We start from the raw sequence: 21,631 nt of genomic DNA, 5'->3' as shown, positions 1-21,631 counted from the left end.
TCCGATGCGCATTCTTTACGGAGTACAGGGCACCGGCAACGGCCACATCACCCGGGCCAGGGCCATGGGGGAGGTGCTGAACCGGCGCGGGCTGGCGGTGGATTTTCTGTTCAGCGGCCGCCCGCCGGAAGACTATTTCGACATGGCGGCATTCGGCGCCTACCAGAGCCGCACCGGGCTCACCTTCGTCACCCGCCGGGGCCGCATCGATCCCTTGGCCACCCTGGGCCTGTGCCGCCCGCTGCAACTGCTGGGGGATATCCGCGCGCTGCCGCTGAAGGACTACGATCTGGTACTGAACGACTTCGAGCCGGTGACCGCCTGGGCCGCCCGACGGGCGGGGGTACCCTGTATCGGCATCAGCCACCAGGCCGCCTTTCTGAGCGATGTCCCCAGGCAGGGGGAAAGCTGGCTGAACCGCCGGCTTATCCGCCATTTCGCCCCGGCCGGCTGCCAGTTGGGTCTGCATTGGCATCACTTCGGGCAGCGGCTGCTGCCGCCCCTGATAGAGCCGGCGCCGTCCGCCACCGCCGTCTTGCCCGACAAGGTGCTGGTGTACCTGCCGTTCGAGGCGCCGGGGGATATCGCGGCCCTGCTCAAGGGCTTCCCCCATGTCCACTTCTACTGCTATCACCCCAGGGCCGAGCCGCGGGAGCAGGGCCACCTGCACTGGCGTGCGCCGTCGCGCCAGGGATTCCAGCGTGATCTGGCCGATGCCGGCGGCGTCATCGCCAACAGCGGCTTCGAGCTGCCGTCGGAGGCGCTCTGCCTCGGCAAAAAATTGCTGGTCAAGCCGGTCGGGGGACAGTTCGAGCAGTTGTCCAATGCCCTGGCCCTGGCGCGGCTGAACCTGGGCTCGGTGATGGAGCGGCTGGACAGCAGTGCCGTGGCCACCTGGCTGGCACGGCCTCCCGCCGAGCCGGTGCACTATCCGGAGGTGGCGGAGCATCTGGTCGACTGGCTGCTGGCCGGCGATTGGCGGGATCCCGCCTCCCTGTGCGAGGGTCTCTGGCGGCAGGTGCGCTTTCCCTCTTATTGCACCCTGCCCGGGAATTAACCGCGACGGCGGTAGTCGGCCAGCCGCACCACGTTGTTGCGGGCCGGCCGGTCCGGATAGGGGCAGGGAAAATCCCCCACCGGGGTGTCGGGATAGCAGTCCACCGCCAGCCCCTGGCCGAAGCGGAACAGGGCATCGTCCAGCAGCCGGATCACCGGCCGGAAGGGCTGGCTGCGGTTGCCGCCGATCCGTTTGTACTGCTGGTTGATATGCAGACCCAGGCCGTAGCAGTGGTTGTCGTCCAGGTAGTCCAGCTCTTCATGGGCCAGGGTGCTCTTCAGCCACTCGCCGGCATCGGTGACATGGCCGTTGATGCTGGGGTCGTTGTTGTTGACCCAGGTGATCTGCCGGTCTTCGGCGAAGAAACGCTCCACCATCAGCGGCAGCTCGTCGTCGTTGACGGCGCCGCTCTCCAGGGCCAGGTGCAGCGCCTCGTTGCCCCAGCGCTCCAGCAGTATCGACTCCAGCTCCGCCTGCGTGGGTGGCTCGAAAAAAGGCAGCAGCAGGGCATAGCGGCTGTGGGCTTCCACCGCGATCACCGTGTAATGACGCAGACCGCCAGGGCGGCCATGCTCCACCAGATGGCATTGCCAGGACACCCGACCGAAACCCGTGGTCAGCGGCTGGGTGCCAATGCGCTTGCCGTCCGGGCTGGGCAGGCGAGGCAGCTCCAGCCGCAGCCATTTGGCCAGGGCATTGCTGGCCGCGATGAGGATCTCCATGGGCTTTCCTTGTTATCCCGCCGATCATGCCGCCATGGTAGCGGGTCGGGACCGCCGGCACCAGGACAGCAACAAAACGGGTGAGCCGAATAGAGGACTTAATCGGCTTGATATATGAGCCGAATATAAGGTTTAAGAGGCCGCAGCACCCGCTATCGGATAAGGCAGCCATAAATGCGCAACCGATGACGTTATGTTAAATGCCTGGTGACTTATACGCATTTTTTGCCAGACTGGAGATGTAAGGTACGTCTTTTCTCGGAAGGAGCCCTATGTCCCGGCGAACCTTGAGCCTGTTCCTGTGCGGCGATGTGATAACGGGCAGGGGAATCGACCAGATCCTGCCCCGCTCCTGCCCGGACAAGCTGCACGAAGCCTATATGACCCGGGCGAGCGGCTATGTCAGGCTGGCCGAGCAGCGGCGCGGGCGGATCCCGCGACGGGTCGGTTTTGCCTATGTCTGGGGCGACGCCCTGGCCGAGCTGGCGCGGGTCGGGCCTGCGGTGCGGGTGATCAACCTGGAAACCAGTATCACCACCAGCGAAGACTGGCAGCCCAAGGGCATCAACTACCGTATGCATCCCGCCAACACACCCATCCTCCGCACCGCCGGCATCGACGTCTGTGTCCTGGCCAACAACCATGTGCTGGACTGGGGCCGGCGGGGGCTGCTCGACACCCTGGCCGGGCTGGAACGACAGGGCATCCGCACCGCCGGTGCCGGAAGGCAGCTCGCCGAGGCCAGGGCGCCGGCCAGGATCGGACTTAGGTCGGAGGAGGGCGGGCGCCTGCTGATCTTCGCCCTGGCCCTGGCCTCCAGCGGCGTGCCGGAAAGCTGGGCGGCCGGTGTCGACCGACCTGGGGTATTCTTTTTGCCGACGCTGACGGCGCCGGCACTCGACGAGCTCAAGGCCCTGATCCGGCGCTGGCAACGGCCAGGGGACCGGGTGCTGGTGTCCATCCACTGGGGTCCTAACTGGGGCTACGCCATCCCGGCCGCCCACCGCGACTTCGCCCGGGCCCTGATCGACGAAGCCGGGGTCGACCTGGTGCACGGCCATTCATCCCACCATGTGCTGGGGCTGGAGCTGTACCGGGAGCGGCTTATCCTTTACGGCTGCGGCGACTTTATCAACGACTACGAGGGCATCCGCGGTTACGAGCAATACCGGCCCGATCTGGTGGTGATGTTCTTTCCGGTGCTGGAGCGGGACAGCGGCCGTTTGCAGTCGCTGCGCCTGGTGCCGCTGCAGCTGAACAAGTTCCGGCTGTGCCGGGCCCGGCCCGAAGACGTGGCCTGGCTGGCGCAGCGATTGAACCGGGAAGGCGAACGCACCGGCACGGCGTTCCGACTCCAGCCGGACGGCAGCCTGACGCTGGACCTGGGGTAGAGGCGGGCCAGGCGCCGAGGGTTGGCCTTCCCGCCGCAGCCGGTGAAACGCCCGGCTAGCCGCCCAGCTTTTGTTGCACGCTGGCGACCTTGTCGGCCATGGTCTGCGCCCGGTCGTTGCGGGTGCCCAGCTTGATATGGCTGGTAATGCGCACGGCGCCGGCATCGTGCAGCACCTCGTGGCAGCGCTTGACCGCCGCCATCACTTCATCCCATTCGCCTTCCACATTGGTGCCGTAGCCGTGCATGGTGTGAACCAGACCGGCATCCTCAAAAATTTGCTGGCACATGGCCACATAAGGCGACACCGACACGCCAACGCCGCCGGGCGAGACCATGATATCCATCAGTACGTACATAACAGCTCCCTGGTTAGAATGAATCGGTAAGTTGTATCACTCCGCCATTCGAGCCAAAGCGCGCTCAGGCCACAAGGGCCAGATGGGGCATTTGCGTTGGCCAGCGCATTGTGGTCATAGGGTTCCATTGAGTCGGCCCCAGGGTGCTGTCAGTAATGAGGGCGATAATGAGCATACTGCAAAAAATCATCAGCGGCGGTCAGACCGGCGCCGACCGGGCGGCCCTGGACGCGGCCATGGCGGCGGGATTTCCGGCCGGGGGGTATTGTCCGTCCGGGCGGCGGGCGGAAGACGGGTCCATAGACGAGGTTTATCCGTTGATCGAACTGGCCGGCGGCTACCGGCAACGGACCCGCAGAAACCTGCAGGAGGCCGATGGCACCGTTATTTTTTACCACGGCATGCCAACCGGCGGTACGGCGCTGACCCTGGCGCTGTGCATCCGCGAGCAAAAGCCGTTCCGGCTTATCGACATGGAGCTGGTGTCGGTTGAGCAGGCTTGCACGGCAGTGCTGGCGTTTATCCGGGCCCAGCGGATTGCGGTACTGAACGTGGCGGGCCCGAGGGAAAGTGGTCAGCCGGGGATCTATGACTACAGCTTCCGTGTGCTGACGGCGATGATCAGGGCATCGATGTCCTCGAACACTGGCGAAATGCCTTGCTGAGGATCGCCGGAAATGACGAAACCGAGCAGGGTACCGGACACAGCGGGCCAAGTAACGGTACCGATAAATCTTTAAAACCGGGCGGTAGAACCCGGGTGCCCTGAACCTTATAATTTCCTATTTAACATAATATACATTATGCGAAGTAAGAGAAACACTGACTGAAGAGCATGAAACCCAGCACGGACGCGGCTTGCAGGCTGTTTTGGTACTTCTTCAAAAGCTTGTCCCAGGCTGCTTTTGTGGTCTCTGACTTGGCTTTTTCTCTTGCTATCCTGAGTATCACTTCTTGTTCGTCTAGTCCTACTTCTTTGGCAATGTAAAGTGCTGTTTCTTCAGTGAATTCTTTGTGTCCCTGGTTTATCTCTGCAATGTAAGCCGTGGTAAATCCTAGGTCTGCGGCTACTTGCTTGTATTGAATGTAGTTTTTGGCCTTCATGTAGGCGTCAATCAGCGTTTTTGAGTACATATTTTTGTTCTCCTTCTGAACTTCTATCCGGATCTTAGTTGATTTTGCTCGCTTGTTGGCTAGTTGCGATTAGCAAGCCAGTTATTTAGACTGATTTCACTAGCAAAACAGTGAGCTAACGTTATGACCGTCACCATCTACTGGCAGGAACAACCGGAATTTGGCCCAGGCTGGGTCTCCGCCTGCATCTGTGGTGACGTGGACTTTTTCCCTAGCATGAGCCGCCTTCGCCAGCATCTGGCCTTTGAGTTTGACGATTACGAGCTGGTCGAGGTGACGCCGGACAACTGGCAGGAACTGCACGACGCGGGGGCTTTCCGCCATGGCTAACCGGGTTATCCATGATTACTTGTCTTTTACCTGGTCGCCAGCTCCTCTAGTGCGCATGAAAAGCTTGGCCCGTACCGGGGCCATCATCAAGACCCCTCGCCCGGTGGGTGTAGAGCGGTTCTCGGGTTCTGACCCGGAGCTGAATCGGGCCTTTTTGGCTGAAATGGCCGACATGCTTGACGAGGCCATGGGCTCGGCTGAGTGTATCGCCGTCGGGGTCGACTATAACGACGCCTATAACGATATTGTGCACCATTACGGGGTTCAACTGCTCGATGCTCTGTGCTGCGCTGAGGTCGAGGCGTTTGTTCAGGAACTCAATGAGGAGCTGAGCCCCACGGGTGTGGCTCGTTTCGGCTATGAGGCTCGTCAGGGCGGCATGTACGGTTACAGCCGCTCGGCTACGCTCAAAATCGACGGCGCTAACGCGGGTGTCGTGGCTTGGGGCGCGGAAAACGGCGGCTGTCTGGTGTCCATCAGTGGCGCCGGTTGTGTGGCCATTGACTTTGCTCGTCTGCACGGGATTGTGCAGCGGTTGCCGGGTTTCAAGATCACTCGTGTGGATTTGGCCCTGGATGACTATGAGGGGCTGGCGTTCTCGGCTGCCGGCTTCCGTGACATGGCCTTGGACGGTTTATTTAGCGGTCGTGGCCGCCCGCCCAAGTACACCTATATCGAGTCCGGCCATATCAATCTGATTGACCCTAAAGCCGCCAAAAAGCGTTACGGCATGGTGCCGGATTTGGGTTGCTCCTTTTATGTCGGTGCTCGGGAGTCTGGCAAAGTGTTTCGGGCCTACGAAAAAGGTCGGCAAATGCAGTCCCAGGAACATCCGAATTGGCAACGGGCAGAAGTTGAAATTAGGTCTAAAGACCGGGAGATTCCGTTGGATGTTCTGCTGAACCCGGATGCGTATTTTGCCGGGGCCTATCCTGCCCTGGCTGGATTGGTCGAGCAAGTGGAGCCTGATCGTATCAGGACGTTTAAAAACCTGTTCAAGGTCGACCGTCAACGGTCAATCGAGGCTGCCGCCATTCAGGCCGGACGGCTGATTAATTATCTCGCTCGTTGGGAAGGAATAAGCCCTGGTGATATTTGTCACCGCCTTACCTCCCATTTGGGCATTGACGATATACCGGCGCGATTAAAGCGACCGGTCAACTATGAGTTGTTATCTACCAACGGCACAATTGAGCCGGCTTTTTAAGAGGGTGTTGATATGTCTACCATGCAAGTTATGGCCGTGATTTCTGTTACCAAAGGTAGCGGCATTAGCCGGAAAACCGGAGTGCCTAAGCCGTATGATTTTGCCCAGCTCACCTATTTGGTGCCGGCCAAATCGATTACCAAAGAGGAAACGAATATCATCAATTACGGGTTCGATACTCGTGATTTGGGTGTGCTCAATACGCCTGAGACTATCGAGGCCCTGAAAAACATTCCGTTTATGCAGCCGGTGAAGCTGATCCTTGAAGCTGACCCGGAAAATCCCAGTCGTAACGTCGTTGTATCCTGGGAAAAAGCATAATGGTGTTATATGCCTGTGATGCGGTAGTGGACGGCGTTTGTCAGAATCCGCAAGCATTGGAGGTATATTATCTCTCCGGCGTCATGGCCGGTTCGTCAACGATTGTAGCGGCGCTGGCCACAATGATATGCGTGGCTGGTGGCTATGGTCTTTTAGGTAAGTTCACTCGTAAATAAGGGGTAAAAAATGGAAGCCATCGATGTGTCTGAAGCGCTCACTGCTATTGGTCTCCTGACTGCTGCGGTTGCCGGTATCGGCGCGGCAAAAATGGGGGTCAATGGCCTGGTGTTCGTCTGGCGTAAAATCCAGGGCATTGTTAGCCGTTAATCTCGGCTCAATTTATCAGGGGGCTGCGGCCCCCTTTTTAGATCTAGGTGTTTCATGTTGATATTGGATGCGGACGGCTTATGGTTACTCGTTGGGTACTTGGTGTTCTTGTTCTGTGTTGGGCTAATATTTCGTTAGCTGAGGGGGAATCCACTTATAGAATAATGGTAACTAGATATGGCTATCCTGGTGCTGAGTTGGTCTTCTATCGTGAGGGGGTTTTATCTGATTATGGTTCAGCCTTTAAAAAGGCGTTTGCGAAAACTTATCTTTGTTCCAAAGGGTATTGCACCAATCCGGGGAATTTTCCCACATATAAAAACCATTATATTGGTTATGAGAATCCTGATTTTACCGGTCGTCAATATACGATATTAGTTGATGTGACAGAAGTTACCGATTGCATTCCGACTGAGGATGGTTCTGATTGTGTGCCGGCAGATGAGGGGTGTGAGGATATGGATACGCCGTATTCCGTGACTGGATCGTTAGCGTCGGCGTGCATTACTCTTCCGAGTGGTAGTAGTTGCCAGTCATCGTGTAAATCCGGTATTTGTGTCGATGTGGGTGATGGTATTCATGACCACACGTTGACAGGTCGTTCTTGTGATCCTTCTGATACAACTGACGACGTTTGCAATCATGATGCTACAGGATCCATTCAGTGCTATTCCTCGCCTTATAAGCCCAATCCGACAAATCCGTATCCACCTGCCAACGGTGGGTTGACCGACCCGACTCGGCCCCTAGATCTCGGTTCTGGCTCCGGCGGTGGTGCTTTCGAAACCGGCGGCGGCTCCACGTCTGGCGGCGCTGTCGATTCCCCTGTAGATGCCTCCGGCCAGTCGCGTGATTATACTGCGGCCCTCAATCGCATTATTGCTAACCAGGACGGACTCAACCGCAGCGCTCTATCTATCATCAATAACCAGGGCCATCAATATAACGCGTTGGTTGCTATCCGTGCCGCAACTGAGGGCACAAGAACACAAACGGCTGAGCAGAAAGCGCTGCTGGCTCAAATCCTCGCTGTTATTGAATCACAGGCCGGTGCCGGTGCCGGTGGCGATGGTGATGGCTCAGGCGGATCTGGTTTCGATGATTCAGGCATCATCGCAGCGATCAATGATGGTGCTGAGTCTACGGCATCGCGGCTAGATGGAATTTTCAATTCTCTCGATAACTCGGAAATACCGGAGTTTGCGAGGACCGAAATTCCAGTCGATGAAATTGATATGTCTAATTTTTTTACTGAGAATATTGATACCGATATATTTAGTGCCTCTGCATCATGCCCTGCTGATGTTGATATCACAGTTATGGGAAAGCCTTTTGCTATAACGTATCAGCCATTTTGTGATTTTGCGGCGTATGTTCGGCCTGCCATTGTCTTTATTGCGTGGATGGTTTGTATTTATATCCTTGTTCGTCGTGGGGGGTGGCAATAATGCCGTTTGTTTCAGCAATATTGTTGGGTCTGCTTTCCGTTGTTGGTGAGTCCATTACTAGACTGCTAGTTAGCATGGGGGCTTTTTTTACTGTTTACACCGGTGTTCAGGTTGGTCTTAATTCTGTAATTGGCATGCTACAAGGGTATTGGATGGGGATTCCTGGGCATATTTTGAATATTATGGCTATTGGTGGAATAGATCATTCCATGTCTATTATTCTGTCAGCGGTGGCGACGCGTTACGCCATGGATTTTACCGATTCAAAGATCATGTCTTTTAGGGCGGCAAAATGATTAGGCTGATTACGGGGTTCCCTGGGGCTTCCAAGTCGTTGAATACTGTTAAGGAGGTTGTCGAGGATTTGGATTATTCAGGCCGCCCGGTGTATTACTACAATATCAAAGCGTTGATGCTGGATATTGATTTTGCGGCTTCGTTCTCGGGGTGGTTTTATGGCTCTTGGCTGCCGTCTGCGTCTGAGACCGATTTGGAACGGGTTATCCCGATTGTCCGTGCTGTGCACAAGCGCTCTGATGTCGTTACCGAAGACGATTTACCTTTTCTTGTATGCTATTGGCGCCAGGGCGAGGTTTACCAGACTTGGGTTGATTGGGTTTTGAAGCTTTATCCGGAAAAGAAAACGGCGGAATTAAGGCGCTTTTTGGATGCTTGTAAGCATTTTGACTTTAAGTCGACAAAGGACCGGCTTAAGCGGTTTAATCTGCATTGGCAACGGATGAAAAATCCCCATGATTGGCACAAGTTGCCCTATGGCTCTGTTGTTATTGTTGATGAAGCGCAAGAGTTTTTCCCGCCCAGAACTGCCGGTTCAAAAGTGCCCGAGCATATTGCAAAGATGAACGTGCATCGACATTCCGGTTTTGATTTGCATTTAATAACGCAACAGCCGAAGTTGGTTGATTCTCAGATTCGTTCGGTAACGGGTCGTCATATTCATTTTCATAACCCTGATAACGGTGAAAAAGTGGTTCGCTATCAGTCATCCAAATTGATGGATGTTGAAAGTGAATCGAGTTTAAAGGAATGTCTGAATTTGACTTATCATCCGCGGGATAAGAAATTTTATGGCTCTTATTATTCAGCGGAAATTCATACTCATAAAAAGATAGTTCCGGACTTTTATAAAAAGATAATTCCTAGCCTGTTAATGTTATTTGTGGGTTTGGGTGCAGCTGGCTATGTCTTTTATCAGCTCGGTTTTAAAGAAGTATTTGCTAGTGGCGCAATAGAAGAAACTGAAACCATAATAGAGGTTAAAGAAAATGATGATGCGTTATATCAAGAGGATGTTAGCCAGGAAAATCAGCCGATTGCTGTTGGTGGTCGTTGTATATTTGTTGGTGAGCGTCGTATCTGTCGTTAAGGCTATTGAGACAGACGGCCAAGCCATGACCCTTGATGTGTTTTCGGATTTAGTGGGTATCGCCCTTGGTCGTAATGTTGTGTTGCATTCCGAGCTTGATATAAACGCGCGCGTGTACGGTATAGACCCGGCTGATAACCTCGTTGATGTGCTGGATGCCGTTATCAAGGCGAACGGCCTTTACATCCAGACCGTGGGCAATGTGGTCTATATCTATCCGTTTGACGAAAACGCTCGGCCCGATTACGGCATGTTCCCGGTGCGGCTGGGCTACCCTAGGCCGACCCTGGCCGATGATCTCCGCCAGCTCTTTGCGTGGCTGGAGACCGTGCACAATGCGCCGTGCTCGTTTGTCACGGCCTCGCCGCTGGCGGTGCATGCCAATTGCCCGTTGTTTATCAAGGACGCCGTGCAGGCCATCGCGGGCCTGTTTGAAGTCGACGTGCCGCAATACGTGGTCCGGGCCTATATCATCGAGACTAGCAGTATCAGTGCCCAAGAACTCGGGTTCCGCTTCGGCTACCAGGGCAGCCGCTCCGGTGTTGTGTGGAATCCGCAGCCGGACATCAAAATAGACCTGGGCAATGCCAGTATTCAGGCCAATTTCGATGATTTTGCGCTGTTTGGCCGCTGGCTGGCTCGCGAGTCCGGTGTGTCGATGGTCAGCCAGCCTATGCTGGCCGTTGATGCCGGCATGGCCGCCAGGATACACGTCGGTAATAACGTGCCTATCGTCGTCCGTGCGGCCACAACAGAGCAGGGAGCCAGCATCGAGCGGCGTGATGTGGGCGTTATCCTCGATGTGCTGCCGGTGCAGCTCTCCGCGGGGCGGATACATCTAACCGTCAAAACCGATGTGAGTCGGGTCGATGAGGTGACAAACCAGTTCGGGGCCATTATCAGCAGCCGGGCCATTGATACCACGATCACCCTGCAGGAGGGGCAGACCGTGGTGCTCGGCGGCCTGATTGATTACTACATGGAGAAGTCGAGCCAGGGTGTGCCGGTGTTGCGTTCCATCCCGCTGATTGGCCGGGCGTTCCGGGGTGATCTGGACAATGCCGACCGGCGCGAAATATCGGTCATGCTGCGCATCGAGCCGGTTTAGCCAGCCGGGGGGATGCGGACGCTTGCGGCCGGGCGTCCCGGCTGGCTAACCTGCCTCCCTTCGTGCATTCCCTCTGTTTCGCGCCGGAGGAAAGCTTATAAAAAACCTTATATCGCCTTTACAATATAATAATAAGACTTATAATATAAGTCATGAACTCAATAAGCTGGTCGAAGAAAGCCAGGAAACAACTGCTTAAGCTGCCTCAACAAGATGCCGTTGCTATTTATGGCGGTGTTGAGGAGCTAAAGCAGTTTCCGGAAAGCCGTAACGTCAAGCGCCTGACCAACCATCAATATGACTACCGGCTAAGAGTGGGGCGCTATCGGGTCTTGTTTGACTTTGATGGCGAAGTAAAAGTTGTCAGCATCGAGGAGGTAAAGAAACGCGATGGCCAGACATACTGAAGTGCAAATCATCAGCCAGGGGGGCCGCCCTGCGTTCGCCGTGGTGCCCTATGATGAATGGCTGGCTCTGACCGGCCAGCAGGAGGAAGCCGGCGCCTACATCCCTCATGAAGTGGTGGGCCTGCAGCTACACAAGGGGTTGTCACTGCTCGCCGCTTGGCGGGCTTATCAGGGCCTGAGTCAGCAGGAGCTGGCTGATCGTATGGGTGTCAGTCAGTCCAGCGTGGCCCAAATGGAAAAGCCGGGGGTCAATCCGCGCCGTAGTACCCTGGAACGGGCCGCAGCAGCCCTGGGGATCACCGTGGCCCAACTGGAAGACTAAGGCCACGTCCTATCAGGCCCCTGCAGGGGCCTTTTTTTCCTTCCATTACTCTTGTTCCGCATAAAATTCTGTAAAACGCCGTACCTGGTTGAACATTCACGGGATAAAACTCTGCAAAATCTGGCAGCTCGTTGTTTTATGGCGAAGCCATGCCAAGCCTTTCCAGAGCTTCCCAGGATAACCGTGGATCTGCATACCAGGGCATAGGGGTTGAGCTGGACAACTGCACCGCGCCTGCCGCCCACTCCGGCCCGTTTCGCATACTCCGCATCCGCTGCCCACTCCGGCCCCACCCTGCGCCCTGCCAAACCGGAGCGAAGCGACCCATTACACGGCATCTTCAGCGTCTCGGGCTCTGCCGGTCGTATGACAAGAGGGAGCATCAGCAATGCGGTACCGGCGGGGTGGGGGCGTTCTGTGGCGCCTGGGGCCGACTATCCCCCCGTATAGTAATACGGGGGGAATTCGACTCCGGGCTATCCCCGGACTCGGTTTAGCCTTTCTCTAATCCTACGGGCTCGCTCGGGATCGATGTGCTGCGCTGAGTCAACGGCATACTGTAGGGCCTGTATCCGTTTCGCAGTGAATCGCAGTCCCTCGGGGCTGATCAGGTATGGCCCGCTGAAGTGCCAGCCCTCCCAGTCCGGGGCCAGGGGGCTTGTTCGTTTGCCGGTGGCCAGCTTCATCAGCAATCGGCACTCGGGCGGGATGGGGCGGCCTGAGTCCCATTTTGTGACAGTTATCACAGATTTGAAGCAAAGTTTTGCTGTCTCTTCGACCGTTAACCCGCACTCGAACCAACGAAAGATGTAATTTTTGTAATGTTTCGCATTTTTCAACTTAAAAGCTCCGTTTTCTACTTAAATCAAGCTCTTAAGTCAATGTTCTCTATTTAACAATGTGTTGCATTATGCGAAGTGGCGAATCTGAAAAGAAAGGCCGCACTGGCGGCCCTTGGTCGTTCAATCAAGCACCAAGCAACAACTTCAGCCCTTCAATGCTTCCAGCTACTGTTAAGCCTTGCAGAAATGTCCCGAGCTGTGATCTTTCTTCAGGCGTACCTTTTTCCTCGATCAACTTCACCAACTCTTGCAGCGTGATGGTTTCGGCGTTGAAGGTTTGGGTAATGTTGCTGTTGGCCCCTGTCTGTAAATTTTGTGCGTTTACAGGGCCATGAAAGTGTGTGGCTGACATAGGTTTCTCCTCATAATACCGATTGGATAAGCGACGTTTTAGGGTTTCATAGATTTTTGCATTCATGGAGATAAAACTTTCCCAATTAGACTCGTGCTCAGGTCGCATCGGAAGTTTGGGATTTCCTCTGTTTCTCATGCGCTTAGGAACAAGAATTCCAGGGGTGTCAATGGGCACTCTAAATTCCATGCGTTGTTCTGAAAGACCAAGATCATCAAATACATTACTCATATCAGTGAGCCAAACTTCATACTCCTCTTGAGAACTGGGGATTGATTCGTAACGCTCGATGAAGATTTTCGCCTGCCCTGATTTATTCATAGGTTACACCATGCAATTAAAAGGAAACAATCGACACCAACGATAAGTCAAAGAGTGGAGAAGCTGGCAGCCCGCATCTCCTCGCGCAGTTCGGCTATCTGCTGGTCGGCCACGCGGCAAACGGTCATCAATACCCCCTGTTTATTGACACTTGGGGGGCGCTCAGCCCCCTCAAAAGAAATGCCGATAAACTGCATTATCGGCAATAAGAGCTGCGCATTATCCGGTGCGGTATGGCGGGCTTTCGCCTCCGTCACTACGTTGGCCGGGAAACACCGCTTCCGGGGGTGATTTACAGTTGCGACGATGAGCCGGATATCGCGATATTAAACCGCACGCCGCTGTTATCCCGGCGCCTTATCAAACCCAAGGCCCTGCCGCCCTGGTGGCCACGGCATCGGCACAACCCCACTCGGTCATCACAGTCCCCCTCAGGCAGCGTCAGAAGTCACACAGATCCCGCATATCGGCGAAGCATCCGTCAAATGTCAGATGGTGTGCCACCGCCAGCAGGTGCCGTCTCCCCTGCCCCTTTCTTGCCCTGCCGGGCTCCGTTGCACCGCCCCTCAGGGCTTCAGCCGGTCCAGCCGCTTGTTGGCGGCGCTTTCATGGCGCTCCACCCTGCCGGTATGCAGATACTGGGAGGTGGTGTCGATGCTGTCGTGGCCGGCGTCGGCCTGCACATGGGACAGCGGCCGGCCGTTGTCGTTGATGTCGTGGGTAATGCCGGTGTGGCGGATGCTGTGCACCGTCAGGCTGCGCATCTCGGCGGCGTCCTGCTCGAAGCCGTCCGCCCCGGCGGCCTCGGCGGCGGCGGCCATCAGTTCGTCGAGCAGCTCGCGCAGCTGGCGGATACCGAGGTTGGCGTTGAGCAGGCCCTGCTCCCGCCCCCGCCCCGCGGCCCGGTGGCGCACGAACAGCGGCGTGTTGTCGTTGGGTGCCGGCAATGCTGGCAGCCTGAGGTAAGTCCGGTAGCGCTGCAGTGCCGCCAGCAGCTCCCGGGATACCGCCACCGTGCGCCGCTTGCCGCCCTTGCTCACCGGGATATGGAAGCTCCAGATCCCGGTTTTGCCATCGCGGCGGAACTGGCTCATCACCGGCGAGAAGCCGGGCCGGGCCGCCACTTCCGAAATGCGCAGGTAGCAGCCGTACATCAGCGACACCAGGAACAGGGTGCGTTCGTGCCGCTCCGGCTGTTCCCCGGCCAGGCGCTCGGCGGTGCCCATCACGTAGGACCACTGCAGATCGCTGAATACCCGCACTTCCTCCTCCTCGCCCACGGGGCCGGCCGGTGCCGGGCCGGTGCCGAAGCGGCTGTGGCGCATCCACATCACCGCCGGGTTGCGCTCGGTCACCTCCTCGTTGATGAGGTAGGCGTAAAAGGATGACAGCACCGCCAGCTTGGTCCTGAGCGCCTTGTCGCTCAGCCGATACGGCAGGATCAGGCCGTCTGCCTTCTTACCGAGAAAGGGCCGCCACAGGGGATTGGGCCGGCGTTCGCCCCAGTCCTTGTCCAGTACGAACTGGGCCACGTTGCGGTAGGCGATCAGGGCCGGCGGCGGCGCCAGGCAGTAGTCCACATAACGCTGGATGCCGCGCCGGCCCAGGGCCACCGGCGACAGCTGCTCCACGTCGAAGCACCAATGCAGAAAGGTGGTCAGCTCGCTGCGGTAGGTCTTGTAGTTATTCTCGCTGTAGCGGCTTTCCAGCAGCCAGTCCATGGCGTGTTCGTAAAGAAAGGCGGCGTCCGCCACCCGGTTCAGGGTGACCTCGGCGATATGCTGGTTGACCAGGCTGTTGCCCTCTTCCAGGTGCTGGGGGGCGTCGAATAGCGGAATAACGGGAGGAAGCTCGGGCATGATGGCTTGGGGTGGCGTAAAAACAGTGAAATAGTTTACCAAAACAAAAGGTTACCATATACCCATAAATCCGGCGGCCGCCAGCGGCTATAGTTGGTAGAGACAGGCTGGACCCGGATGCCGCCGCATCCGGCCCGGCGGCGTGATCCACCGCAATCAGGGCGACCCGGTGCAAGACGAAGACGACAGCCCCCAACCCGACGGCGCCCGCGCGCAACAACTGCTCGCGCTGGTCGACCAGACCCTGCGCGATTTGCAGCCGGAAGCCCCGGCGATGCCGCCCGCCCGGCTCGACAGTTCCCTGGACCGGGATCTGGCCCTCGACAGCCTGGCGCGGATGGAGCTGCTGCTGCGTATCGAGCAGGCTTTCGCGGTCGACCTGCCGGAAGACACCCTGCAGCGGGCAGACACGGTGCGGGATCTGCTGCTCGCCATCGAGCAGGCGCCAAGCGCCGACGCGGCCCGGGTCAACCGGCGCCGCCCCCTGGGCGACCTCTCCCGCCCGGCCCCGGTGGCGGACGAGCGGGGGCTGCTGGCCGCCACCACCCTGCCGGAGGTGCTCGACTGGCATGAGCGGGCCCACCCACAGCAGGTACAGAGCATCCTGGTCACCGACGAATCCGAGCAACGGCTCAGTTACGGCGAGCTGGCGGCCGGCAGCCGGGGGGTGGCGGCCGCCCTGCAGCAGGCCGGGGTCGCGCCGGGCCAGGCCGTGGCCATCATGCTGCCCACCTCCCTCGCCTACTTCCACTGCTACTTCGGCATCCTGAGGATGGGCGCCATCCCGGTGCCCATCTATCCGCCGGCGCGGGCCTCCCAGCTCGAAGACCATGTGTTGCGCCATGCCGGCATCCTCGCCAACGCCGCCGTGGTGCTGATGATCACCGTGTCCGAGGCCATGGTGGTGGGCCGCCTGCTGCAGGCCCGGGTGAGCAGCCTGCGCCGGCTGGCCACCCCCGAGCAGTTGGTCGCGCCGGCGGACGGCCTGCGCCCGGTCGACATTCGCGGCGAGGACACCGCCTTTATCCAGTACACCTCGGGCAGCACCGGCAACCCCAAGGGGGTGGTGCTGAGCCACGCCAACCTGCTCGCCAACATCCGCGCCATGCAGGGGGTGCTGGCGGCCAGCCCGCGCGACGTCTTCGTCAGCTGGCTGCCGCTCTACCACGACATGGGGCTTATCGGCGCCTTCCTCGGCAGCCTCTATGTGGGCCTGCCACTGGTGGTGATGTCGCCCCTCACCTTCCTGGCCAGGCCGGAGCGCTGGCTGTGGGCCATCCACCGCTATCGCGGCACCCTCTCGGCGGCCCCCAACTTCGCCTATGAACTCTGTCTCAAGCGCATCGAGCCGGCGGCGCTGGAGGGACTCGATCTCGGCAGCTGGCGGCTGGCCTGCAACGGCGCCGAGGCGGTCAGCCCCGACACCCTGCGGCGCTTTGCCGAGCGGTTCGCCCCCTATGGCCTCAAACCAGAAGCCATCACTCCCGTCTACGGCCTGGCCGAGGCGTCGGTCGGCCTGCTGTTTCCCCCGCTCGGGCGCGGCCCGCTGATCGACTGTGTGCGGCGCGACCCCCTGGCGCGCGAGCACCGTGCCCTGCCCGCCACCGAGGGGGACGAGAGCGCCCAGCGTTTCGTGTCCTGCGGGGCCCCCTTGCCCGGCCATGCCATCCGCATCGTCGACGAGGCCGGCCAGGCGGTGGGCGAGCGCATCGAGGGCCGGCTGGAGTTCCAGGGCCCCTCGGCCACCCGGGGCTATTTCCGCAACCCCGCGGCCACCGCCGGGCTGCTCCACGACGGCTGGCTCGACACCGGCGACCGTGCCTATGTCGCCGCCGGTGAGGTCTACCTCACCGGGCGGGTGAAGGACATCATTATCCGCGGCGGCCGCAACCTCTATCCCCAGGAAATAGAGGAAGCGGTCGCCGCCGTGGAGGGGGTGCGCAAGGGCGGGGTGGCGGTGTTCGGCAGCCCGGATCCGGCCACCGGCACCGAACGCCTGGTGGTGCTGGCCGAAACCCGCCTGGCCGACGGCGCCCTCGACCGCCTGCGCCAGGCCGTGGTGAATGTCGTGCTGCAGGTACTGGGCGAGCCGCCCGACGAGGTGGTGCTGGCCCCTCCCCGAACGGTGCTCAAGACGTCCAGCGGCAAGGTGCGCCGCGCCGCCTGCCGCAGCCTCTACCTGCAGGGGGGCATCGGCAAGGCCGCGCCCACGGCCCGGGTGCAACTGCTGCGCTTAGGGGTAGGCAGCGCCGCGCTCTGGTTGCGCCGCCTGGGCGGGAAACTGGCCCGCGCCGCCTTCGCCCTGTACGCCATGCTGATGCTCGGGCTGTTGGCCCCCCCGACCTGGCTGGCGACCCTCGCCACGCGTTCGCCCACCTCGGCCTGGCGCCTGGGCGGCCGGGCGGCCCGCTGGCTGCTGCGCCTGACCGGCATCCCCTTCAGGGTGGCGGGGCTGGAGCGGCTGCCGGCGGGCCCCTGCGTGCTGGTGTGCAACCACGCCAGCTACCTGGATGGCCTCTTGCTGGTGGCGGCCCTGCCCCGGCCCTACGCCTTCGTCGCCAAGCAGGAACTGTACGAGCAGCTCGTCGCGGGCACCTACCTGAAAAAGCTGGGGGTGGCCTTCGTCGAGCGCTTCGAGCTGCGGCGCAGCGTGGAGGACGCCAACCGCCTGGCCGAGCTGGTCAAGGGCGGGCGCTCGCTGCTGGTGTTCCCCGAGGGGACCTTCGTCGCCCGCCCGGGGCTCCTGCCCTTCCACCTGGGCGGTTTCCTCGCCGCCGCCGGCGCGGCCGTGCCGGTAGTGCCGGTGGTCATCCGCGGCAGCCGATGGGTGCTGCCCGCCGAACGCTGGTGGCCCCGGCACGGCGCCCTGGAGGTGGAAGTGGGCGCACCCCTGCCGCCCCGGCAAGAGGACGAGGACGTGTTCGCGGCGGCGGTGCGGCTCCGGCAGACGGCCCGCGCCTGGATCGCCCAGCAGTTGGCAACGACAGAGCAGGAGGAGGAATAAGCCGGGTCAAAGGAACCCTGCAACAGACAACGCCCATGACCTAAAGGAGGTCGAAGTGTCCGCGCCACCGACCGTCACATGCCAAGGATGGCATGTGCGAGCGTACAGGGAAGTATTTACAGCGTGTCGGTGACGTGGGCACTTTGGCCGGCTTCCCCAAGGTTATTAGGCCGAGTTGTTAAGAAACTGACCCGCCGAAGCGGGTCAGATGGTCAGTAGTAGGTATCTTCCGGGTTGTGTACCTGGGGATCGTCCAGCACGTCATCCAGATCGACGTCGAACTCCCGTTCTTCCCCTTGGGCCTTCAGGTGTAATCGATGGTGTTCGGCATCGATCGACATCACCCAACCCGGGCCTTTTCGGGTGGCACAGAGCATGCCGCTGTGCAGCCTTGACAGTTCCATGATGGTTACCTCCTCCGCAGCGCCTCTCCTTCAAAGTATGAACCCTGTAGCCCATACCCCCAAGCCGGCGGGTCTACAATGGGAGTGACGCCACTCCCAAAGGAGACAACATCATGAAGGCAATGGCCATCCCCCTGCTGCTGGTGCTGGGCGCCTCCGCCCGGGCCGCCGTGGTCACCGAAGAGGTCCGCTACCAGTTCGACGGCCAGTCCTACCTGGGCTACCTGGCCTACGACGACAGCCTGCCCGCGCCCCTGCCCGGGGTGCTGGTGGTGCACGAGTGGTGGGGCCACAACGACTATGTGCGCCAACGGGCCGACATGCTGGCCGAGCTGGGTTATGCCGCCCTGGCCCTGGACATGTACGGCGACGGCCGGAACACCGAACACCCGTCCGAGGCGGGCGAGTTCGCCAAGGCGTCCCTGGCCTCCCTTCCCCTGGCGGAGCAGCGCTTCAACGCCGCCCGGGACTGGCTGGCCGCCCACGAACGGGTCGACGACGGCCGTATCGCCGCCATCGGCTACTGCTACGGCGGCGGTGTGGTGCTGCACATGGCCCGCGTTGGCGCCGGACTGAAGGCGGTGGCCAGCTTCCACGGTTCGCTCACACCGCTGGCGAAGCCCCTGCCCGCCGGCAGCCCGGTGCGCATCGCCGTGTTCAACGGCGCCGCCGATCCCCTGGTACCGGCGGAGCAGGTGGCCGCCTTCCGCCAGGAAATGGACGCCGCCGGCGCCGACTACCTGCTGGTGGACTACCCGGGCGCCCTGCACGCCTTTACCAACCCCAGGGCGGACAGCGTGGCCGCCGAGTTCAACATGCCGCTCGGCTACGACGCCCAGGCCGACAAGGACTCCTGGCTGCAGCTGCAGGAATTTCTGCGGGAGAGCCTGGAATAAGCCAAGCCGGCCCGGTGGCCGGCTTGGCTTGATGACAAGGTTCATTACCTGCTTTTTTCCAGATATTTCCCTTTCGCGCAGCCGTTTTAACTCTAGCCATCTCCGCGAAGGCGAAGATCCATGACATGGTGCACTGGACTCCCGCCTTCGCGGGAGTGACAACAGAGAACGACGAAGCTTTGTCAGCAGTCTGAAACCGGCTCAAATGGTGCTATTTCTCCGGCGTGCGCGGATCCCAGAGTCCGCGCTCCAGCCCCTGCTCGTAGGCCATGCCGCCGGGGGCGCTCACCAGCTCCAGCTGCAGGCCCCAGGGCGCCAGGAAGTAGACCCAGGTCAGCCCCGCCGCCGGCCCCTCGGTGAAGGTGCTGGGTTCACCCAGCACCCGTATCCCCCGCTCTGTCAGGTAGGCCACGGCGGCGGCCATGTCGTCCACGTAGAAGGCCAGGTGATGGCCGCCGATATCGCTGTTGCGCGGCCCGCGCCGGTTCTGATCCGGGGCGCTGTATTCGAACACCTCCAGGTTGGTGCCGTTGCCGCAGCGCACCATCTGGAAATCGCGGATGCGGGCCCGCGGGTGCACGTTCAGGTGGCGCTCCATCCAGTCGTCCTCGGAGCTGAACTCGCCGAAGGTGAAGAAGGGCTCGCAGCCGAGCACCTGCTCGAAGAAGTCGACCGCCTGCTCCAGTCGGGGCACGGTAATGCCGATGTGCTGCAGGCCCTTCATGCCCGGCATGGGATCGGCGGCGGCCGGGAGGTGGGTGGCCAGGGCGGCCCCGATCAGGCTGCCGGTCAGTCCTTGTTTTATCATTGTTGCTTCCTTTCTGGTTCGGGGCGGGATCAGAGTTCCCGCCGGCTCATGGCGTTGGCGATGTATTCGGCCTGGCGTACCGCCAGCGCGACTATGGTCAGGGTCGGGTTGGCGGCGGAGCTGGAGGTGAACTGGCTGCCGTCGGAGACGAAGAGGTTGCCCACGTCGTGGCTCTGGCCCCACTTGTTGACCACCCCGTCCCGCGCCTTGGCGCTCATGCGGTTGGTGCCCATGTTGTGGCTGGCCGGATAGGGCGGCATGTCGATCACCCGGGTGGCCCCCACCGCCTCCGACACCTTGCGCCACTGGGCCAGGCCGTGGCGGCGCATGATGGCGTCGTTGGTGTGATCGGTCTTGGTGACCACGGGCACCGGCAGGCCGTACTGATCCTTTTCGCTGGCATGCAGGCTGATGCCGTTCTCCTCCTGGGGCATGTCCTCGCCACAGACCCAGACGCAGCTCATGTGGTCGTACTGCTCCAGGGCCGAGGTCACTTCCCGGCCCCAGCCGCCCGGCTTCATAAAGGCGGCGGTAAAGGGCAGGTGCAGGGCCAGGCCTTCCAGGTGGTAGCCGCCGAGGAAGCCCCGCTCCGGCTTGAGCTCGGCCTCGTCCGAGATCACCGCGGCGATGTCGAAGCCCCGGTACATGCGCACCGGCCCCTTGTGGATGGCCACCGCCGCCGCCGTGGTGTGGGTCATGTAGTTGCGGCCCACCTGACCGGAGGAATTGGCCAGGCCGTCGGGGAACAGGCTAGAGGCGGAGTTGAGCAGCAGCCGGGGCGATTCGATGGAATTGCCCGCCACGCACACCACCCGCGCCTTCTGCAGCTGCAGCTTGCCGTCCTTGTCGGCGTAGAGCACGCCGCTGGCCTTGCCCTGGGCGTCGTGCTCGATGCGCAGCACCATACTCTGGGGCCGCAGCTCGGCGAGGCCGGTCTTCAGCGCCCGGGGGATCTCCGCATACAGGGTCGACCACTTGGCGCCTATCTTGCAGCCCTGCATGCAAAAGCCGATCTGCTGGCAGGCGGGGCGGCCGTCGTTGGGCCGGGTGTTGGAGGCCACCGGCCGGCTGATGTCCTTGTAGCCCACCTTGCGGGCGCCGGCGGCAATCACCTGGTAATGGTTGTTGGGCGGCATTTCCGGCAGGCCGCTGGCCCGGCTGCCCGCCACCCCCATCTTGCGCTCGGCGATGTCGTAGTAGGGGGCCAGCTCGTCATAGCCGATGGGCCAGTCCAGCACATTGGCGCCCTTGACCTCGCCGTAGACGCTGCGGGTCTCGAAGTCGTGGGGCAAAAAGCGCAGGGCCAGGCCGGAGAAGTGCATGGTCGAGCCCCCCACCCCCTTCACTATCCAGGCCGGCAGGTTGGGGTAGGTTTCGGCGTGGTGCCAGCCGCCGGCGGAAATGCGCTTGTCCAGCCAGGAAATCTTGTGGAACATGGCCCATTCGTCGTTCTCGAAGTCGGCCTGGGTGTAGTGCCTGCCCGCTTCGAGGATCACCACCTTGACGCCTTTTTGGGTCAGTTCGTCGGCCAGGGTGCCGCCACCGGCGCCGGAGCCGATGATCACCACGACGCTGTCGTCGTCCAGTGAGAAGGTCGCGCTCATAATGCTCTCCTTGGGATGGTTG

24 protein-coding genes are annotated in these 21,631 nt (G+C 60.3%); 15 read left to right on the top strand and 9 right to left on the bottom strand.

What is annotated here, in order from left to right:
* Positions 1 to 4: 4 nt before the first annotated feature.
* Entirely contained in the window at positions 5 to 1,057 is a 1,053-nt protein-coding gene (locus ACT7DK_RS09870; protein ID WP_445398664.1) for an MJ1255/VC2487 family glycosyltransferase, read from the top strand.
* On the opposite strand, the gene ACT7DK_RS09865 is transcribed toward ACT7DK_RS09870, so the two are convergent.
* Positions 1,054 to 1,779 (bottom strand): hypothetical protein, encoded by a 726-nt coding sequence (locus ACT7DK_RS09865; RefSeq protein WP_445398662.1) that lies wholly within the window; start codon positions 1,777 to 1,779, stop codon positions 1,054 to 1,056. The genes ACT7DK_RS09870 and ACT7DK_RS09865 overlap by 4 nt on opposite strands.
* A 272-nt stretch (positions 1,780 to 2,051) precedes the next feature.
* Between ACT7DK_RS09865 and ACT7DK_RS09860 the strand changes: the two genes are divergently transcribed.
* Positions 2,052 to 3,170, top strand: a complete 1,119-nt coding sequence (locus tag ACT7DK_RS09860; protein ID WP_445398660.1) for a CapA family protein — start codon at positions 2,052 to 2,054, stop codon at positions 3,168 to 3,170.
* Between the two features lie 55 nt (positions 3,171 to 3,225).
* Here the strand turns inward: ACT7DK_RS09860 and ACT7DK_RS09855 are convergent, their stop codons facing one another.
* Entirely contained in the window at positions 3,226 to 3,528 is a 303-nt protein-coding gene (locus ACT7DK_RS09855; protein WP_094038816.1) for an MTH1187 family thiamine-binding protein, read from the bottom strand.
* 167 nt (positions 3,529 to 3,695) lie between these two features.
* Between ACT7DK_RS09855 and ACT7DK_RS09850 the strand changes: the two genes are divergently transcribed.
* A complete protein-coding gene (locus ACT7DK_RS09850; RefSeq protein WP_445398657.1) occupies positions 3,696 to 4,193 on the top strand; it encodes a putative molybdenum carrier protein in 498 nt (165 codons plus the stop codon).
* 136 nt (positions 4,194 to 4,329) lie between these two features.
* Here ACT7DK_RS09850 and ACT7DK_RS09845 read toward each other — a convergent pair whose 3' ends face one another.
* Entirely contained in the window at positions 4,330 to 4,662 is a 333-nt protein-coding gene (locus tag ACT7DK_RS09845) for a DUF3693 domain-containing protein (protein WP_445398655.1), read from the bottom strand.
* Positions 4,663 to 4,785: 123 nt separating this feature from the next.
* Between ACT7DK_RS09845 and ACT7DK_RS09840 the strand changes: the two genes are divergently transcribed.
* The 10 genes from ACT7DK_RS09840 (at position 4,786) to ACT7DK_RS09795 (ending at position 11,519) form a co-directional block, all read left to right on the top strand.
* A complete protein-coding gene (locus ACT7DK_RS09840; RefSeq protein WP_106728253.1) occupies positions 4,786 to 4,992 on the top strand; it encodes a hypothetical protein in 207 nt (68 codons plus the stop codon).
* Positions 4,993 to 5,047: 55 nt separating this feature from the next.
* Positions 5,048 to 6,199 carry a replication initiation factor domain-containing protein gene (locus tag ACT7DK_RS09835; RefSeq protein WP_445398653.1) on the top strand — a complete coding sequence of 384 codons (1,152 nt, stop codon included), beginning with the start codon at positions 5,048 to 5,050 and terminating at the stop codon, positions 6,197 to 6,199.
* 12 nt (positions 6,200 to 6,211) lie between these two features.
* The gene (locus ACT7DK_RS09830) at positions 6,212 to 6,520 is read left to right on the top strand and encodes a hypothetical protein (protein WP_445398651.1); all 309 of its coding nucleotides are present in this window, start codon (positions 6,212 to 6,214) and stop codon (positions 6,518 to 6,520) included.
* 186 nt (positions 6,521 to 6,706) lie between these two features.
* Positions 6,707 to 6,847: a major capsid protein gene (locus ACT7DK_RS09825; RefSeq protein WP_445398649.1), complete on the top strand. Its 141-nt coding sequence runs from the start codon at positions 6,707 to 6,709 to the stop codon at positions 6,845 to 6,847.
* An 80-nt stretch (positions 6,848 to 6,927) separates the two neighbouring features.
* Positions 6,928 to 8,295, top strand: coding sequence for a virulence factor TspB C-terminal domain-related protein (locus ACT7DK_RS09820; RefSeq protein WP_445398647.1), 1,368 nt, complete (start codon positions 6,928 to 6,930; stop codon positions 8,293 to 8,295).
* On the top strand, positions 8,295 to 8,591 hold the full coding sequence (locus ACT7DK_RS09815; protein WP_445398645.1) for a DUF2523 domain-containing protein: 297 nt from the start codon (positions 8,295 to 8,297) through the stop codon (positions 8,589 to 8,591). The genes ACT7DK_RS09820 and ACT7DK_RS09815 overlap by 1 nt, the downstream gene beginning before the upstream one ends.
* Positions 8,588 to 9,682, top strand: a complete 1,095-nt coding sequence (locus tag ACT7DK_RS09810) for a zonular occludens toxin domain-containing protein (protein ID WP_445398643.1) — start codon at positions 8,588 to 8,590, stop codon at positions 9,680 to 9,682. The genes ACT7DK_RS09815 and ACT7DK_RS09810 overlap by 4 nt, the downstream gene beginning before the upstream one ends.
* A complete protein-coding gene (locus ACT7DK_RS09805; protein WP_445398641.1) occupies positions 9,582 to 10,790 on the top strand; it encodes a type II secretion system protein GspD in 1,209 nt (402 codons plus the stop codon). Before ACT7DK_RS09810 ends, ACT7DK_RS09805 begins: the two co-directional genes overlap by 101 nt.
* Before the next feature lie 152 nt (positions 10,791 to 10,942).
* Positions 10,943 to 11,197, top strand: a complete 255-nt coding sequence (locus ACT7DK_RS09800) for a type II toxin-antitoxin system RelE family toxin (RefSeq protein ID WP_445398639.1) — start codon at positions 10,943 to 10,945, stop codon at positions 11,195 to 11,197.
* Positions 11,181 to 11,519: a type II toxin-antitoxin system prevent-host-death family antitoxin gene (locus ACT7DK_RS09795; protein WP_106728260.1), complete on the top strand. Its 339-nt coding sequence runs from the start codon at positions 11,181 to 11,183 to the stop codon at positions 11,517 to 11,519. The genes ACT7DK_RS09800 and ACT7DK_RS09795 overlap by 17 nt, the downstream gene beginning before the upstream one ends.
* Positions 11,520 to 11,995: 476 nt before the next feature.
* On the opposite strand, the gene ACT7DK_RS09790 is transcribed toward ACT7DK_RS09795, so the two are convergent.
* The 3 genes from ACT7DK_RS09790 to ACT7DK_RS09780 all read right to left on the bottom strand — a co-directional run bounded on the left by ACT7DK_RS09790 (position 11,996) and on the right by ACT7DK_RS09780 (position 14,893).
* Positions 11,996 to 12,205 carry a DUF3653 domain-containing protein gene (locus ACT7DK_RS09790; protein ID WP_445402322.1) on the bottom strand — a complete coding sequence of 70 codons (210 nt, stop codon included), beginning with the start codon at positions 12,203 to 12,205 and terminating at the stop codon, positions 11,996 to 11,998.
* A 280-nt stretch (positions 12,206 to 12,485) separates the two neighbouring features.
* Complete coding sequence (locus ACT7DK_RS09785; RefSeq protein ID WP_445398637.1) at positions 12,486 to 13,034, bottom strand: hypothetical protein; 549 nt, start codon at positions 13,032 to 13,034, stop codon at positions 12,486 to 12,488.
* 566 nt (positions 13,035 to 13,600) lie between these two features.
* On the bottom strand, positions 13,601 to 14,893 hold the full coding sequence (locus ACT7DK_RS09780; protein WP_445398635.1) for a tyrosine-type recombinase/integrase: 1,293 nt from the start codon (positions 14,891 to 14,893) through the stop codon (positions 13,601 to 13,603).
* A 142-nt stretch (positions 14,894 to 15,035) separates the two neighbouring features.
* Here ACT7DK_RS09780 and ACT7DK_RS09775 point away from each other — a divergent pair, with 142 nt between their 5' ends.
* On the top strand, positions 15,036 to 17,897 hold the full coding sequence (locus ACT7DK_RS09775; protein WP_445398633.1) for an AMP-binding protein: 2,862 nt from the start codon (positions 15,036 to 15,038) through the stop codon (positions 17,895 to 17,897).
* A 212-nt stretch (positions 17,898 to 18,109) separates the two neighbouring features.
* Here the strand turns inward: ACT7DK_RS09775 and ACT7DK_RS09770 are convergent, their stop codons facing one another.
* Entirely contained in the window at positions 18,110 to 18,301 is a 192-nt protein-coding gene (locus ACT7DK_RS09770) for a hypothetical protein (protein ID WP_445398631.1), read from the bottom strand.
* A gap of 113 nt (positions 18,302 to 18,414) precedes the next feature.
* On the opposite strand from ACT7DK_RS09770, the gene ACT7DK_RS09765 reads away from it, so the two are divergent.
* A complete protein-coding gene (locus ACT7DK_RS09765) occupies positions 18,415 to 19,197 on the top strand; it encodes a dienelactone hydrolase family protein (RefSeq protein ID WP_445398629.1) in 783 nt (260 codons plus the stop codon).
* A 211-nt stretch (positions 19,198 to 19,408) separates the two neighbouring features.
* Here the strand turns inward: ACT7DK_RS09765 and ACT7DK_RS09760 are convergent, their stop codons facing one another.
* Together ACT7DK_RS09760 and ACT7DK_RS09755 are read right to left on the bottom strand one after the other, a co-directional pair.
* Positions 19,409 to 20,005 carry a VOC family protein gene (locus tag ACT7DK_RS09760; protein ID WP_445398627.1) on the bottom strand — a complete coding sequence of 199 codons (597 nt, stop codon included), beginning with the start codon at positions 20,003 to 20,005 and terminating at the stop codon, positions 19,409 to 19,411.
* 29 nt (positions 20,006 to 20,034) lie between these two features.
* A complete protein-coding gene (locus tag ACT7DK_RS09755; protein WP_445398625.1) occupies positions 20,035 to 21,609 on the bottom strand; it encodes a GMC family oxidoreductase in 1,575 nt (524 codons plus the stop codon).
* Positions 21,610 to 21,631 lie beyond the last annotated feature (22 nt).

It is taken from the genome of Zobellella sp. An-6 (assembly GCF_052487945.1).
The sequence above is the reverse complement of the archived record's forward strand: the minus strand, read 5'-3'. Positions and strand labels throughout refer to the sequence as shown.

Excerpts from the sequence above, each read along its gene's own strand:
- ACT7DK_RS09870 (WP_445398664.1), top strand. The coding sequence starts at position 5 with ATGCGCATTCTTTACGGAGTACAGGGCACCGGCAACGGCCACATCACC.
- ACT7DK_RS09865 (WP_445398662.1), bottom strand. The coding sequence starts at position 1,779 with ATGGAGATCCTCATCGCGGCCAGCAATGCCCTGGCCAAATGGCTGCGG.
- ACT7DK_RS09860 (WP_445398660.1), top strand. The coding sequence starts at position 2,052 with ATGTCCCGGCGAACCTTGAGCCTGTTCCTGTGCGGCGATGTGATAACG.
- ACT7DK_RS09855 (WP_094038816.1), bottom strand. The coding sequence starts at position 3,528 with ATGTACGTACTGATGGATATCATGGTCTCGCCCGGCGGCGTTGGCGTG.
- ACT7DK_RS09850 (WP_445398657.1), top strand. The coding sequence starts at position 3,696 with ATGAGCATACTGCAAAAAATCATCAGCGGCGGTCAGACCGGCGCCGAC.
- ACT7DK_RS09845 (WP_445398655.1), bottom strand. The coding sequence starts at position 4,662 with ATGTACTCAAAAACGCTGATTGACGCCTACATGAAGGCCAAAAACTAC.
- ACT7DK_RS09840 (WP_106728253.1), top strand. The coding sequence starts at position 4,786 with ATGACCGTCACCATCTACTGGCAGGAACAACCGGAATTTGGCCCAGGC.
- ACT7DK_RS09835 (WP_445398653.1), top strand. The coding sequence starts at position 5,048 with ATGAAAAGCTTGGCCCGTACCGGGGCCATCATCAAGACCCCTCGCCCG.
- ACT7DK_RS09830 (WP_445398651.1), top strand. The coding sequence starts at position 6,212 with ATGTCTACCATGCAAGTTATGGCCGTGATTTCTGTTACCAAAGGTAGC.
- ACT7DK_RS09825 (WP_445398649.1), top strand. The coding sequence starts at position 6,707 with ATGGAAGCCATCGATGTGTCTGAAGCGCTCACTGCTATTGGTCTCCTG.
- ACT7DK_RS09820 (WP_445398647.1), top strand. The coding sequence starts at position 6,928 with ATGGTTACTCGTTGGGTACTTGGTGTTCTTGTTCTGTGTTGGGCTAAT.
- ACT7DK_RS09815 (WP_445398645.1), top strand. The coding sequence starts at position 8,295 with ATGCCGTTTGTTTCAGCAATATTGTTGGGTCTGCTTTCCGTTGTTGGT.
- ACT7DK_RS09810 (WP_445398643.1), top strand. The coding sequence starts at position 8,588 with ATGATTAGGCTGATTACGGGGTTCCCTGGGGCTTCCAAGTCGTTGAAT.
- ACT7DK_RS09805 (WP_445398641.1), top strand. The coding sequence starts at position 9,582 with ATGATGATGCGTTATATCAAGAGGATGTTAGCCAGGAAAATCAGCCGA.
- ACT7DK_RS09800 (WP_445398639.1), top strand. The coding sequence starts at position 10,943 with ATGAACTCAATAAGCTGGTCGAAGAAAGCCAGGAAACAACTGCTTAAG.
- ACT7DK_RS09795 (WP_106728260.1), top strand. The coding sequence starts at position 11,181 with ATGGCCAGACATACTGAAGTGCAAATCATCAGCCAGGGGGGCCGCCCT.
- ACT7DK_RS09790 (WP_445402322.1), bottom strand. The coding sequence starts at position 12,205 with ATGAAGCTGGCCACCGGCAAACGAACAAGCCCCCTGGCCCCGGACTGG.
- ACT7DK_RS09785 (WP_445398637.1), bottom strand. The coding sequence starts at position 13,034 with ATGAATAAATCAGGGCAGGCGAAAATCTTCATCGAGCGTTACGAATCA.
- ACT7DK_RS09780 (WP_445398635.1), bottom strand. The coding sequence starts at position 14,893 with ATGCCCGAGCTTCCTCCCGTTATTCCGCTATTCGACGCCCCCCAGCAC.
- ACT7DK_RS09770 (WP_445398631.1), bottom strand. The coding sequence starts at position 18,301 with ATGGAACTGTCAAGGCTGCACAGCGGCATGCTCTGTGCCACCCGAAAA.
- ACT7DK_RS09765 (WP_445398629.1), top strand. The coding sequence starts at position 18,415 with ATGAAGGCAATGGCCATCCCCCTGCTGCTGGTGCTGGGCGCCTCCGCC.
- ACT7DK_RS09760 (WP_445398627.1), bottom strand. The coding sequence starts at position 20,005 with ATGATAAAACAAGGACTGACCGGCAGCCTGATCGGGGCCGCCCTGGCC.
- ACT7DK_RS09755 (WP_445398625.1), bottom strand. The coding sequence starts at position 21,609 with ATGAGCGCGACCTTCTCACTGGACGACGACAGCGTCGTGGTGATCATC.